We start from the raw sequence: 13,800 nt of genomic DNA on the forward strand, positions 1-13,800 counted from the left end.
GGCTTGCGGCCCCCGCCGCCCCTCGCCGCCCCGTCCGGCTCCTCGCGGCGCCTGCTCTCCCGGAGCGGAACTCCCGCTCGGGCCGCCCTACTTGACGGACCCCGCCATCACTCCCTGCACGAAGTGCCGCTGGAAGGCGAAGAACACGGCCACCGGCACGACGAGGGACAGGAACGCCCCCGGCGCCAGCACGTCGATGTTGCTGCCGAACTGCCGTACCTGGGATTGCAGGGCGACGGTCAGGGGCTGGGCGGAGCTGTCGGCGAACAGCAGGGCGACGAGCATGTCGTTCCAGACCCACAGGAACTGGAAGATGGCGAGGCTGGCGATCGCCGGCCGGCCCACCGGCAGCACCAGCCGGGTGAAGATCCGCCACTCGCTCCCGCCGTCCATCCGCGCGGCCTCCAGCATCTCCTTCGGCATCTCGGCGAAGTAGTTGCGCAGCAGGAACACCGCGAACGGCAGCCCGTAGGCCACGTGGAACAGCACCACGCCGGGGATCGTGCCGAACAGCCCCAGCTGCCCGAAGAGTTTGGCCACCGGCAGCAGCCCGATCTGCACCGGCACCACCAGCAGCGCCACCACGCCGAGGAAGACGGCGTCGCGGCCGGGGAAGTCCAGCCAGGCGAACGCGTATCCGGCCAGCGCCGCGAGCACCACCACCAGGACGGTCGTCGGCACCGAGATCAGCACCGTGTTCCAGAAGGCCCGGGTCATGCCCGAGTCGGCGAGCAGCGCCGAGTAGTTGTCGAAGGACAGCTGACGGGGGGCGGTGAACACGGTCCACCAGCCGCCCTTCGCGGTGTCCTGGGCGGACCGCAGCGAGGACAGGAACAGTCCCGCCAGCGGGGTCGCCCAGACCAGGCCGACCACCACGAGGAGGATCTGCACGACACCGTTGCCCAGGCCGCGCCGTACCGCGTTCATCGCTGACTCCTTCGGAAGCGGCGGACGTTGAAGACCATGGCCGGGACCACGAGGAGCAGCAGCAGGACGCCGAGGGCGCTGCCCAGCCCCTGGTTGTTGCCGCCGCCGAACGACACCAGCCACATCTGTGTCGCGAGGACGGTCGCGTCCTGCTGCACGGGGCCCGGCGCGATGATGTAGACGAGGTCGAACACCTTCATCACGTTGATCACCAGCGTCACGAAGACCACGGTCAGGACCGGCGCCAGCAGGGGGACGGTGATCCGGCGGAAGATCTGCCACTCGTTCGCGCCGTCCATGCGCGCCGCCTCGAGCGCGTCGCGGGGCAGCGCCGCGAGCCCCGCGCCGATCAGGACCATGGCGAAGCCGGTCCAGATCCACAGGTACGCCCCGATGATCGCCGGTGTGACGAGGGCGGGCCCGAGCCAGGAGACGCCGTCGTAGGGCCGGGCGAAGTTCGACGCGGGCAGCGTCAGCGTGTACGAGCCCGCGCTCAGTGCGGGGAAGGAGAAGGAGCCGTCCGCGGCCGTGGTGGTGCTCGCGACCGTCCGGCCGTCGCGCACCGCCTCGACCTCGGCCCGCGGCAGCCCGCTCTCTCGGGGGTCGACCCTGCCCCGTTCTCCTCCGCCGCCGGGGGTGAAGTCGAGGTAGACGACGCCGCGCAGCTCGCCGGGCGCGGCCTTGCGGGCGGCGGCCGGGCCGGCGGGGCGGGCGTCCGCGGGCAGGTCCTTCGGCGGGACGCCGACCAGCGGGAGGGCGAGGGAGTTCCCGGGCGGGACGCCCGTGCCCGTCCGGTAGGAGCCGTCCGGGCTCCGGGTCAGCGTTCCGCCCTCGCGGGCCCGGCCCTCGGGGTACGGCGAGGTGCCCCGGAACGCGTCGTGGACGGAGACGACGGCGGCGTTCAGGACGCCCTTGTCCGGGTCCTCGTCGTAGGCCAGCCGGAAGATGATGCCCGCGGCGAGGAAGGACACCGCCATCGGCATGAACAGCAGCAGCTTGAACGCCGTCGCCCAGCGGACCTTCTCCACCAGGACGGCGAGGACGAGGCCGAGGCCGGTGAGCAGGGCCGGGGCCACGACGACCCAGACGGCGGTGTTGCGCACGGCGTTGAGGGTGGCCGGGTCGCGGAACATCTCGGTGTAGTTCTCACCGCCCACGAAGCGGGTGCCGGACGCGTCGAAGAAGCTGCGGCCGATGGAGAACAGCACGGGGTAGACGACGAGCGCGCCGAGCAGGAGCAGCGCCGGGAACGCGAAGAGCAGGGCGATGATCCGGCCTCGCCGCCGGGGGCGCGGGCCGCGGGCGGCCGCGACGGGCGGCGGGTCCGTCTCCTTCACGAGGGTCGCGGTCATGGCCGTCAGCCCTTGTAGGCCTTGGCGGCCGCGGTCTCGAGCGCTGCCGCGGTCCCCTTCGGGTCGGACGGGTCGCGCAGGAAGTCCTGGAGCAGCTTCCACTCCCCCGCGCCCTTGGTGCCGCCGAAGGCCGCCGGCGCCTGGTCGGACATGTCGAAGCGGACCGAGTCCCCGGCGCCGACGAGGGACCTGGCGGTCGCCCGGGTGACGTCGTCGCCGTAGGAGGCGAGGTCGAGGGCCTTGTTCGGGGACAGGAAGCCGCCGGCCTTCGCCCACACGGCCGCGGCCTCGGGGGTGGCCAGGTACTCCAGGAGCGCCATGCCGGCCTTGGTGTTCTTGCCGTCCTTCAGGACGACGGCCGCGTCGCCGCCGCTGACCACCGGGGCCTTGCCGCCGTCGACCGCGGGGAAGGGGAAGAAGTTCGCGTCCTGGCCTATGGTTCTGCCGAACTGGTCCTTGGCGACCCCGGCGACGAAGTCGCCCTCGTAGACCATGCCGGCCGCGGGCTCCGGCCCGAACACCTTCTCCACCGAGCCCGGGAAGTCGGTGTTCAGGGCCCCCTTCCGACCGCCCGCGACGAGCTGCTCGTCCTTGAACAGTGCGGCGAGCGTGCCGAGCGCGCGGACCACGGACGCGTCGGTCCACGGGAGCTTGTGGGCGGCGAGGGCGTCGTACTTGGCGGGTCCGGCCTGGGAGAGGTAGACGTTCTCGAACCAGTCGGTGAGCGTCCAGCCGTCCTGCCCGGCCACGGAGAAGGCGGCGAGACCGGAGTCGGAGACGGTGTGCCCGGCCTTGAGCAGGTCGGCGTAGGTGGTGGGCGGCTCGACGCCGGCCTGGGTGAGGGCTTCGGGGCTGTACCAGACGGTCGACTTGTGGGCGGCCTTGAAGTAGAGGCCGTACAGGGTGCCGTCGACGCTGCCGTAGTTCTTCCACACGTGCGCGTAGTTGCCGTCGACGGCCTTGCGGGCGGTCGGGGACAGCGGCGTGAGCCAGCCGTTCTTCGCGAACTGCTGCAACACGCCGACCTGGGGGACCATGACGACGTCGGGTGCGTTGCCGCCCTCGATCTTGCTGCCGACGACGGTGGAGACGTTGTCGCCGGTGGAGACGAACTGCGTCTTGGCGCCGGTCTTCTCGCTGAACGCGTCCAGCACCTTCTGGAAGTTCTTCTGTTCGCTGCCGGACCAGACGCCGGCGACGGTGACGGTCTGGCCGCCGAGGGCCTGGTCGCCGCCGCCGGCCGCGACCGGTTCGCCGCCTCCGCAGGCGGTGGCGCCGAGCGCGAGGACCAGGGCGGTGCAGCCGGTGAGCCAGGTGGTGCGTCGTCGCATCATCGTTGATGTCCCTTCGGGGATGGGGAAATGACGGTCGATCGGGCCGTGCGGGAAGGTCCTGCGTCGGTCGGGGTCAGAGGTCGGTGAGCCACCAGGCGGCCGTCGAACCGGGGAGCACCCCGGACGGGCAGGGGCCGCTGGACAGCAGCGGGGTGCCGGAGACCGGTGCGGACACCGGCGCCGTGCCGAAGTTGACGGCGCAGACGAGGCCGTCGCCGCGGGTGAAGCCGAGGACGCCGGGGGCGCTCTCCAGCCAGTGCAGCGAGCCCTCGCCCAACTGGTCGAGCGAGGCGCGCAGTTGGAGGCCGTCGCGGTACAGGTGCCAGAAGGAGCGGGTGTCGGCGAGGGCGCGGTCGGTGGCGTACTCGGCGAAGTACTCGGGCTGCGGCAGCCAGGGCCTCGCGCCCTCGGCGCCGGAGGTGAAGCCGAACGGCGAGGCCTGTCCGGACCAGGGCAGCGGCACCCGGCAGCCGTCGCGGATGCGGGCGCGGCTGCCGGTGCGGTGGAAGATCGGGTCGGTGAGGACGTCGTCGGGCAGGTCGACGACCTCGGGCAGGCCCAGCTCCTCGCCCTGGTAGATGTACGCGGCGCCGGGCAGGGCCAGCATCAGCAGCGCGGCGGCCCGGGCGCGGGCGGGGCCGAGGCCGCTGCCCTCGGTGGCGGGTTCGCCGTAGCGGGTGACGGTGCGGACCTGGTCGTGGTTGTTGAGGACCCAGGTGACGGTGGAGCCGGTGCCGGCGATGTCCTGCATGGCCTCGCAGATGACCTTGCGGAAGGCGCCGGCGTCCCAGGGGGCGCTGAGCAGGTCGAAGAAGAAGGCCTGGTGGAGCTCGTCCGGCCGGACGTAGCGGGCGTGTTCGCGGGCGGTGGGCACGGACACCTCGCCGACCAGCAGGCGTTCGCGTCCGTCGCGCGCGGCGTACGCGTCGCACACCGAGCGCCAGTGCCGCCACACCCCGTGCACCTCGGGCTGGTTCCAGGCGAGCGGGTTGACCGAGTCGCGGGTGCGGGCGTCGGCCTCAGGGTCCGGGGAGTCGGGCAGGTCGGGGTGCTTGAAGAGGCCGGCCGCCACGTCGATGCGGAAGCCGTCGACGCCCCGGTCGAGCCAGAAGCGCAGCGTCCGGTCGAACTCGGCGGCCACCTCGGGGTTGCGCCAGTTCCAGTCCGGCTGCTCGGGCGTGAACATGTGCAGGTACCACTGGCCGGGCCGGCCGTGGTGGTCGGTGACCCGGCTCCAGGCCGGGCCGCCGAACATGGCGTGCCAGTTGTTGGGCGGCTCGTCGCCGTGCGGGCCGCGGCCGTCGGCGAAGTGGAAGCGGGCGCGGGCCGCGCTGCCGGGGCCGGCCGCGAGGGCCTCGCGGAACCAGGGGTGCTCGCTGGAGCAGTGGTTGGGGACGATGTCCAGGAGCACCCGGACGCCGAGCCGGCGGGCGGCCGCCATCAGCAGGTCGAACTCGGCGAGGTCGCCGAAGACGGGATCGACGTCGCGGTAGTCGGCGACGTCGTAGCCGTGGTCGTGCTGCGGCGAGGGGTAGAAGGGGCTCAGCCAGATCCCGTCGACGCCGAGCTTCTTGAGGTACGGCAGTCCGGCCCTGACCCCGGCGAGATCGCCGATGCCGTCGCCCGTGCTGTCCAGGAAGCTGCGGACGTAGACCTGGTAGATCACGGCGTCACGCCACCAAGGGAGCCTGTTCAACCCATTGACCCGTCTGTGTGAAAACCCTGCGGCAAGGCCTGCGGCAACCCGGCGGTGAGCGCGGCAGCGAGCCCTGCGGTTATGCATGCATGTTAAGTAGCCATGTCGCGCGGGTGTCAATGAGAAGGCGGAAGCTACCGAGGAGTTGGGTATCCATATCGGGACGTAACCGGTCACCGCGCGGCAAGGTGAGGCCGTCGCGTTACCTAACATGTAACTAGAAGAGCTGCGGCGCGCCCCTCGACGCCCCCGGCGGCGGACCTGCCGGCGGTCGGGTGGTCAGCGGTCCGAGAGGGCCGCGAGCTCGCGCGCGAGCCGCCGCACGGCGTCCTCGGGCGTCCCGTGCCCGGTCATCGCGTCCCGCACGACCGCCTGCACGACCAGGCTCACCTGGTCGTACCGCGCGCTCTTGGGGCGCGGCGCGGCCCGCATGACGCTCGCGCGCAGGGTCGGCAGATACGGGAAGGCGCGCACCAGCGCGGGATCGTCGTACAGCGCGGCGCGCACGGGCGGCAGCGCGCCGCGCACGAGGACCTGCCGCTGGACGGCCTCGCCGGTCAGGTAGGCGATCAGCCGCGCGGCCGAGTCGGGATGGCGCGCATGGGTGCCGACGGCCAGGTTGGAGCCGCCCAGGACGCTCCGGCCCGGCCCGTCGGGCCCGGGCAGCGGGACGGCGCCGATCCTGCCCGCGACCGGGGAGCCCGGGGCGGACGCGACGGCGTAGGCGTAGGGCCAGTTGCGCAGGAAGAGCAGGCGGCCGTCGCGGAAGGCCTGCTTGGACTCCTCCTCCTTGTACGTCAGCGCCCGTTTCGGTATCCAGCCCTCGCGCACTCCCCGGGCGAGGAACCCGATGCCCTCGCGGGCGGCCGCCGAGTTCACGGTGACGCGGGCGCCCTCGTCGCCGAGGATCGAGCCGCCGGCCGAGTAGACGGCCTCGGCCGCGTTCACCGTGAGGCCCTCGTAGGGCAGGAACTGGCCCGCGTAGCCGTCGAGCCCGTGCCTCGGGGCGATGGTCCTCGCGTCGTGCTCCAGCTCGGCCCAGGTGCGCGGCGCGGGCACGCCCTCCGCGGCGAGGACGTCCTTGCGGTACAGGAGCAGGCCGGCGTTGGTCACGTACGGGACGGCGTAGAGGCGTCCGTCGTAGGTCGCGGTGTCGACGACCGGCCGCAGGAACGACTTCAGGGGGAAGCGGTCGCGCGGGAGCGGGCGGATCCAGCCGGCGGCGGCGAACTCCGAGGTCCAGCTGACGTCGATGTTCAGGACGTCGAACCGGCCGCGGTCGCCGCCGCGCAGGTCGGTGGCCATCTGCGCGTGGGTCTCGTCCGCGGAGTCCGGCAGCTCCACCAGGGTGACCTTCTCGCCGGGGTGGGTGCGGTTCCATCCCTGGAGGAGGGGTCCGAGGTAGCCGGTGAGGTCTCCGGCGGTGGCCAGGGTGAGCGGGCCGCGGTCCCCCGGGGAGCCGTCGTCGGCGTGCGCGCCGGAGGCGACGTAACCGGTCAGGACCACCGCCAGGACGAGCAGGCCCCTACCGGCGGCGTGGATCCACCGCATAGGTTCCTCCCTGTACACCGGCGCCGGGCGCCCTCGCCCTCCGTCAGGGGCCATGTATACCTGTTAGGTATGGGCGATACTAGGGCCTGGAGCACATTACGCAGACTAGGAGGACAGCACGAGTGCGCCTGCCCCTCCTGGCTCTCCTCGCGCGCGGCCCGGCCCACGGTTACGAGCTCAAGCAGGACCTTGAGCAACTGCTGGGGTCCGCGTACCCTCAGCCGAACGTCGGCCAGATCTACGTGACCCTCGGCCGTCTCGAGAAGACGGGACTGATCGAGGGCGAAGAGGTCGAGCAGTCGAGCCGGCCCAACAAGAAGATCTACCACCTCACCGACGCCGGCCGGGACGAGCTGCGCGCCTGGTACGAGGAGACGGCGGACGAACCGCGGGTGCGGGACGAGTTCTTCATGAAACTGGCCCTCGCCCCGCAGACCGGTCTCGCCGACCAGATCGCCCTCATCAACCGACAACGGCGCCAGTACCTGACGACCATGCGCACCCTGTCGAAACTGGCCGCCGCCGAGAACCGCGACAACCGCGTCGCGCACCTCCTGATCGAGGGCGCGATGCTGCACCTGCAAGCCGACCTCGACTGGCTGGAACGGTGTCAGGAAGAGCTGGAGGAGCCGAGTTGAGCGACAGTCCCGCTCCCCTGCTGCGCGCCGAGCGGCTGGTCAAGACCCACCACGGCGAAGGCTCCCCGGCGCACGCCGTGCGCGGGGTCGACCTGCGCGTGCGCCGCGGCGAGTTCGTGGCGGTCACCGGTCCGTCCGGCGCCGGGAAGTCGACGCTGCTGCACCTGCTGGGCGGGTTGCAGCGTCCGGACAGCGGCAGCCTCTGGCTGGACGGCGAGTGCACCGACGGCTACTCCGAGGCGCGCTGGGCGGTCGAGCGCAGGAAACGCATCGGCATCGTCTTCCAGTTCTTCAACCTGGTCTCCGATCTGTCGGTCGCCGACAACGTGGAACTCCCGGCCCTGCTCGCCGGGGCCTCGCCCCGCCGCGCCCGGGCCGAGCGGGGCGAGCTGCTGGCCGAACTCGGGCTCGCGGGCAAGGAACGGAGCATGCCCGGCGAGCTCTCCGGCGGCGAGCAGCAGCGGGTCGCGCTGGCCCGGGCGCTGGTGAACCATCCGCCGCTGCTGCTCGCGGACGAGCCGGCGGGGAGTCTGGACAGCAAGGGCACCCGCGAGGTGATGCGGCTGCTCACCCGCTTCCACGGGCGCGGGCAGACGATCGTCCTGGTCACGCACGACGCCCGGCTGGCCAGCGCCGCCGACCGGGTGATCAGCTTCTTCGACGGCCGGATCGCCGACGACGCCGCACTGGACGCCGTGCCCGCCCGCGGCACGGGGACCTCCGGCGTGCTGGAACTCAGGGACTAGACATGCCGGTGGACGACCGCCGCGCCGCGCGGCGCGAGACGAGGGGCTGAGCCGGTGCGAGCCGTCCTGCGCTGGGCGCACTCCGATCTGCGCACCCACCGCGGCGAGGCGCTGTTCCTCGTCCTGGCCACCGCCGGCATCGTCGGGTCGCTGCTGCTGGCCATGGCGTTGTTCGGGTACGCCACCAACCCCTGGCAGCGGGTGTTCACCCAGGCGCACGGCGCGCACGTCTCTCTGCACACCGGCCCGTCCGCCCGGGTGGGGAAGCTGGCCGGGCTGGACGGCGTCGAGTCGGTGGCCGGCCCCTATCCCACCGGGTCCGCGACCGTCGTCTCGCGCGGCGCGCGCGCCTCCGTAGAACTGCGCGGCACGCCCGCGCGACCCGCCATGGGCCGGCCGCTGCTCACGTCCGGCTCCTGGCTGGACCCCGACGACGCCGACGGCGTGGTCCTGGAGAGCCGGCTCGCCCGCGCGCTGCTGGCCGAGCCCGGCGACACCCTCACCCTGCCGGGCACCGCGCGCAGGCTGACCGTCCGCGGCGTCGCCGACAGCGCGGAACCGCGCTACCGCCCGGGCGAGCGGCCCGGACTGGTCTGGGCGCTGCCGTCCGCCGTCCCCGACCCGCGCGGCGAGGTGATCGGACTGCGGCTGTCGGATCCCGACGACACCGACTACATCGTGCAGCGGGCGGTCACCGTGCTCGGCTCCGGCACGGTCGACGAGGTCTCGACGTGGCAGCAGGCGCGGGCCGAGGCGCAGGGCGACAACCGCCTCCTCGGACAGGTGCTGGCCCTGTTCGGGCTCGGCGCGCTGATCGCCGCGGGGCTCGCCGTGCACGGGGCGATCGCCACCCGCATCCGCGGCCATCTGCGGGACATCTCCGTCCTGAAGGCGATCGGGTTCACGCCGGGCCAGGTGGTCCGCGTCTTCCTGTTCCAGCACCTGGCGTACGCGCTGCTGGGAGCCGTGGCCGCGGCGGCCCTCATCTCGGCGCTGGGCAGCCGGATCCCGGGGCGCTTCGGCGACGCGGTCGGCGTGTGGCAGGGGCTGCCGGCCACCCCCGCGGCGCTGGTCGCGGTGCCCGCGGGGGCGGTCCTGTTCATCGGCGCGACGACCGGTCTGGCGGCCTGGCGGGCCGGGCGGGTGCCGCCGGTCCCGGTGCCGCGGCCCGTCGGCGCGGCCGGCGGGGCCCTGTCGGGCGTGGCGCGCCGGGCGCTCGGGCTGCGGCTCCCGCCCGCGCTGGTGCTCGGCTGGCACAAGGCGTTCGCCAGGCGTCCGCGCTCGCTGGCGACGGTGGCCCGGCTGGCGCTGCCGCTGCTGCTGATCGTGGTCGCGATGAGCGCCTGGACCACCATCGACCGCTTCCGCAGCAGCCCCGAGCAGGTCGGCCTCCCGGCGGCGCTCAGCGTCCGCGCCGACTCGGGTCTGAGCGGCCCGGACGCCCTGGCCGTGCTGGAGCGCGATCCGCAGGTGGCCGCCGCCTACCCCGGCGCGCAGGTCGCGGCCCTGGTCCCGGGCCAGACGGCCACCATCGCCCTGCGCGGCCTCGGCACCGGCCGGGCACCGTACCCGTACGCCCTGGCGGAGGGCGACCGGCCGCACGGCCGCGACGAGGCGGTGGCCGGGCAGGGGCTGCTCGACCTGCTCGACGTGCGGGTGGGCGACTGGGTGCGGGTGACCGTCGGCGAGCAGCCGCAGATCCTGCACATCGTCGGCCGCAGCATCGAGCCGGAGAACGCCGGACGAGTCATCTCCACCTCGCTGGACACCCTGCGGGAGAACGACCCCGCCCTGGGCGCCACCCTCTACCAGTTGCGGCTGCGCCCCGACGCGGACCCGCGCGAGGTCGCCGGCCGGCTGACCGCCGCAGGGCAGGGCCATCTGGACGTGCACACCGTGAGCAACCCGGCCGACGGGCTCTCCTCGCTGCGGGCGGTGGTCGCGGGCCTGATCGCCGTGCTCGCGCTGATCGGGCTCATCGAACTGCTCACCGTGATCGGCGGCACGGTGCGCGAGGGCGAGCGGGACCTGCTCGCGCTCAAGGCGGTGGGGCTGTCCCCCCGGCAGATCACCGCGGTCACGGTCACGGCGACCGGCTGCACCGCCTCGGCCGCGGTCCTGGCCGCCACCGCCGTGGGCGCGCCGTTCGCGCGGTGGCTGATCGACGTCCAGGGCAGGTCGAGCGGCATCGGCGCCGGGATCGCGCAGGGACCCTCGCCCGCCCTGCTGGCGCTGTTCGCCGCCGCGGCGGTGCTGGGCGCGGCCGCCCTCGCCGCGCTCCCGGCGTCCCGCGCGGCCCGGCGCCGCCTGGCGGACACCCTGAGCGCGGTGGCCTGAGCGCGGTGGCCTGAGCACGGTGGCCCGAGCGCGGTGGCCCGGACGCCGAGGCCTCGGCGCGCCCGGGTCCGAGGAGGGAGCCGACGGCCCGCGAACCGTCGCCCCCCCCCCTGCGGCGCGCATCGGTTCTGCCGCGCCTCCGGCTCCGTCAACGGCCTCGCAGTTCCCGGTACTTGGCGACCAGGGCCCGGGTGGAGGCGTCCAGTCCGGGGACCTCGGCGCCCTCGGTGAGCGCGGGCTCGACGCGCTTGGCGAGGACCTTGCCGAGCTCCACGCCCCACTGGTCGAAGGAGTCGATGTTCCACACCGCGCCCTGGACGAACACCTTGTGCTCGTAGAGCGCGACGAGCTGTCCGAGGACGGAGGGCGTCAACTCGCGGGCGAGGATCGTGGTCGTGGGGTGGTCGCCCTTGAACGTCCTGTGGGCCACCAGCTCCTCCGGCACGCCCTCCGCGCGCACCTCCTGCGGTGTCTTGCCGAAGGCCAGCGCCTGCGTCTGGGCGAAGAAGTTGGCCATCAGCAGGTCGTGCTGCGCCCGGAGTTCGTCGCGGAGCCCGGCGAGCGGCTCGGCGAAGCCGATGAAGTCGGCCGGGACGAGCTTGGTGCCCTGGTGGATCAACTGGTAGTAGGCGTGCTGCCCGTTGGTGCCCGGCGTGCCCCAGACGACGGGGCCGGTCTGCCAGCGCACCTGTTCGCCGTCCCGGTCGACGGACTTGCCGTTGGACTCCATGTCGAGCTGCTGGAGGTAGGCGGCGAACTTGGACAGGTAGTGGCTGTAGGGCAGCACGGCGTGCGACTGGGCGTCGTGGAAGTTGCCGTACCAGATGCCGAGCAGGCCCAGCAGCAGGGGGACGTTGGACTCGGGGGGCGCGGTCCTGAAGTGCTCGTCGACCAGGTGGAAGCCGTCGAGCATCTCGCGGAAGCGGTCGGGCCCGACGGCGATCATCAGGGAGAGGCCGATGGCCGAGTCGTAGGAGTAGCGGCCGCCGACCCAGTCCCAGAACTCGAACATGTTGGCGGGGTCGATGCCGAACTCGGCGACCTTCTCGGCGTTCGTCGACAGCGCGACGAAGTGCCGGGCGACGGCCGCCTCGTCGGTCAGCGCGTCCAGCAGCCAGCCGCGCGCCGACGTGGCGTTGGTGATCGTCTCGATGGTGGTGAACGTCTTGGACGCGATGACGAACAGCGTCTGCGCCGGGTCCAGGTCGCGGGTGGCCTCGTGCAGGTCGGCGCCGTCCACGTTGGACACGAAACGGACCGTGAGGTCGCGGTCGGTGAAGCCGCGCAGCGCCTCGTAGGCCATGGCGGGGCCCAGGTCGGAACCGCCGATGCCGATGTTGACGACGTTGCGGATGCGCTGCCCGGTGTGGCCGGTCCAAGCGCCGGAGCGGACGCGGTCGGCGAAGTCGGCCATGCGGTCCAGCACGGCGTGCACCGCGGGGACGACGTTCTCGCCGTCGACCTCGATCACGGCGTCGCGCGGGGCGCGCAGGGCGGTGTGCAGGACCGCGCGGTCCTCGGTGGTGTTGATCTTCTCGCCGCGGAACATGGCGTCCCTGAGGCCGAAGACGTCGGTCGCCGCGGCCAGCTCCCGCAGGAGCCGCAGCGTCTCGTCGGTGACGAGGTGCTTGGAGTAGTCGATGTGCAGGTCCCCGACCCGCAGCGTGTATCCGGCGGCGCGCTCGGGGTCGGCGTCGAACAGCTCGCGCAGCCGCACCTCGGCGAGCTTCGCGCGGTGTTCGGCCAGAGCGGTCCACTCGGGCGTCCGGTCGAGCCTCGTACGGCCGTCTGCGTTCATGTCGGACTTCAGCCCTTCCTCACCTGTCCGTGCCGTCTCGCACGGCTCGTCCCGCCGGTCCCAACCTAGTTGATCAGGGGGCGACGCGAGCCGTCGCGGCGCCGTCCAGCGGTTCACCGACAGGTACGTCCGCCCGGGCCGCGGGTATCAACGCGGCGACGGCCAGTGCGAAGAGCGCGGCGGCGAGCAGGGCGGGCGCGTTCGGTCCGAAGGCCCGGGCCGCCGCTCCGCCGAGCAGCGCTCCCGTCGGGGCGCCGGAGGTGGAGGCCGTCCGGAACGCGGCGGAGACGCGGCCCAGCATGCCGGCGGGGCTGCGCTGCTGCATCAGCGTCGTCTGGTGGACGTTCCACACCATGCCCATGGAGCCGAGCAGCAGCATGCCCGCGCACAGGGCGGCCAGGTGCTGCACGGCGCCCATGAGGAGCAGCGACGCGGTCTGGACCGTCCCGGCGAGCAGCAGGGACCGGGCCCGGCCGACACGGCGGGCCATCCGCTGGGCGAGGAGACCGCCGGCGAGGCTGCCGAGCGCGTAGACCGTCATGGCGACGGCGAACCCGGTGTCGCCCGCGTGCAGCCAGCGCGTCACGTGCAGCACCAGGGTGGCGATCAGGGCGCCCATGCCGACGTTGCACACCAGGGTGGCCAGGCAGACCGGCCGCAGGACGCGGTCGCGCCACAGGTGACGCAGGCCGTCGGCGATCTCGGCGCGCAGCGTGCTGCCCGCCGGGCGCGGCTCCCGCTCGGGCGGCCGCACCCGCAGGGACGCCACCAGTGCCGCGGCCAGCAGATACGTGCCCGCGTCGGCCACGAACGGCACGCACGCGCCGAGGCCGAGCAGCAACGGCACGAACGGGCCGGCCAGCAGGCCGCCCGCGAGCTGCTGGCCGGTCATCAGACGGGCGTTGGCCCCGCCGAGGGCCTCCGCGTCCACCAGGGAGGGCAGCAGGGCGGTGGACGCGTTGTCGAAGAGCGTCTGCAACGTGGTCAGTAGGAAGGCGAGGGCCAGCAGCAGGGGGACGGAGGCGTGACCGAGGGCCACGACGAGCGCGAAGGCGCCGACGAGCAGACCGCGTGCGGTGTCCACGGCCCACATGGCGCGCCGCTGGTCGACCCGGTCGGCGAGGGCTCCGCCGAGCAGCCCGAACAACAGCCAGGGGAGATAGGCGCAGGCGGTGACGGAGGCGATGACCACGGGGTCGTCCGTGAGCCGCACGGCGAGCAGGGGCAGCGCGGTGGTGCGCAGCGCGTCCCCGAAGCGCGAGACCACCGCGGCGCTCCACAGCCGCCCGAACCCCCCGCGCCATGCCGGCGCACGCCTGTGCGCAAGTCCGACCGTCGCCACAACTCCCCCTCACGGCCACCCGGTTCACCGCAGAGACGGGAACCGCTGGGAAAACCGTAGAGGGCGCCACTGACAGTCG

At 73.2% G+C, this 13,800-nt stretch carries 10 protein-coding genes; 3 read left to right on the forward strand and 7 right to left on the reverse strand.

Annotated elements, in window-relative coordinates:
* Positions 1 to 87: 87 nt before the first annotated feature.
* The 5 genes from KMS84_RS10720 to KMS84_RS10740 all read right to left on the reverse strand — a co-directional run bounded on the left by KMS84_RS10720 (position 88) and on the right by KMS84_RS10740 (position 6,860).
* A complete protein-coding gene (locus KMS84_RS10720) occupies positions 88 to 927 on the reverse strand; it encodes a carbohydrate ABC transporter permease (RefSeq protein WP_256915896.1) in 840 nt (279 codons plus the stop codon).
* A complete protein-coding gene (locus KMS84_RS10725) occupies positions 924 to 2,279 on the reverse strand; it encodes an ABC transporter permease subunit (protein ID WP_256915897.1) in 1,356 nt (451 codons plus the stop codon). The genes KMS84_RS10720 and KMS84_RS10725 overlap by 4 nt, the downstream gene beginning before the upstream one ends.
* Before the next feature lie 5 nt (positions 2,280 to 2,284).
* Positions 2,285 to 3,613 carry an ABC transporter substrate-binding protein gene (locus tag KMS84_RS10730; RefSeq protein WP_256915898.1) on the reverse strand — a complete coding sequence of 443 codons (1,329 nt, stop codon included), beginning with the start codon at positions 3,611 to 3,613 and terminating at the stop codon, positions 2,285 to 2,287.
* A 73-nt stretch (positions 3,614 to 3,686) separates the two neighbouring features.
* On the reverse strand, positions 3,687 to 5,309 hold the full coding sequence (locus KMS84_RS10735; protein WP_256915899.1) for a glycoside hydrolase family 13 protein: 1,623 nt from the start codon (positions 5,307 to 5,309) through the stop codon (positions 3,687 to 3,689).
* A gap of 279 nt (positions 5,310 to 5,588) precedes the next feature.
* On the reverse strand, positions 5,589 to 6,860 hold the full coding sequence (locus KMS84_RS10740) for an ABC transporter substrate-binding protein (RefSeq protein ID WP_256915900.1): 1,272 nt from the start codon (positions 6,858 to 6,860) through the stop codon (positions 5,589 to 5,591).
* Between the two features lie 122 nt (positions 6,861 to 6,982).
* Here KMS84_RS10740 and KMS84_RS10745 point away from each other — a divergent pair, with 122 nt between their 5' ends.
* The 3 genes from KMS84_RS10745 to KMS84_RS10755 are packed head-to-tail and all read left to right on the forward strand — an operon-like array spanning position 6,983 to position 10,581.
* Entirely contained in the window at positions 6,983 to 7,498 is a 516-nt protein-coding gene (locus KMS84_RS10745; RefSeq protein WP_256915901.1) for a PadR family transcriptional regulator, read from the forward strand.
* Positions 7,495 to 8,244 (forward strand): ABC transporter ATP-binding protein, encoded by a 750-nt coding sequence (locus KMS84_RS10750; RefSeq protein WP_256915902.1) that lies wholly within the window; start codon positions 7,495 to 7,497, stop codon positions 8,242 to 8,244. Before KMS84_RS10745 ends, KMS84_RS10750 begins: the two co-directional genes overlap by 4 nt.
* A 54-nt stretch (positions 8,245 to 8,298) precedes the next feature.
* Positions 8,299 to 10,581 (forward strand): FtsX-like permease family protein, encoded by a 2,283-nt coding sequence (locus KMS84_RS10755; RefSeq protein ID WP_256915903.1) that lies wholly within the window; start codon positions 8,299 to 8,301, stop codon positions 10,579 to 10,581.
* Between the two features lie 148 nt (positions 10,582 to 10,729).
* On the opposite strand, the gene pgi is transcribed toward KMS84_RS10755, so the two are convergent.
* Together pgi and KMS84_RS10765 are read right to left on the reverse strand one after the other, a co-directional pair.
* On the reverse strand, positions 10,730 to 12,379 hold the full coding sequence (pgi, locus tag KMS84_RS10760; RefSeq protein ID WP_256915904.1) for a glucose-6-phosphate isomerase: 1,650 nt from the start codon (positions 12,377 to 12,379) through the stop codon (positions 10,730 to 10,732).
* A 73-nt stretch (positions 12,380 to 12,452) separates the two neighbouring features.
* Positions 12,453 to 13,721, reverse strand: coding sequence for an MFS transporter (locus tag KMS84_RS10765; protein ID WP_308287961.1), 1,269 nt, complete (start codon positions 13,719 to 13,721; stop codon positions 12,453 to 12,455).
* Between the last annotated feature and the right edge of the window lie 79 nt (positions 13,722 to 13,800).

The organism is Streptomyces hilarionis, assembly GCF_024539675.1.
Taxonomy (GTDB): domain Bacteria; phylum Actinomycetota; class Actinomycetes; order Streptomycetales; family Streptomycetaceae; genus Streptomyces; species Streptomyces hilarionis.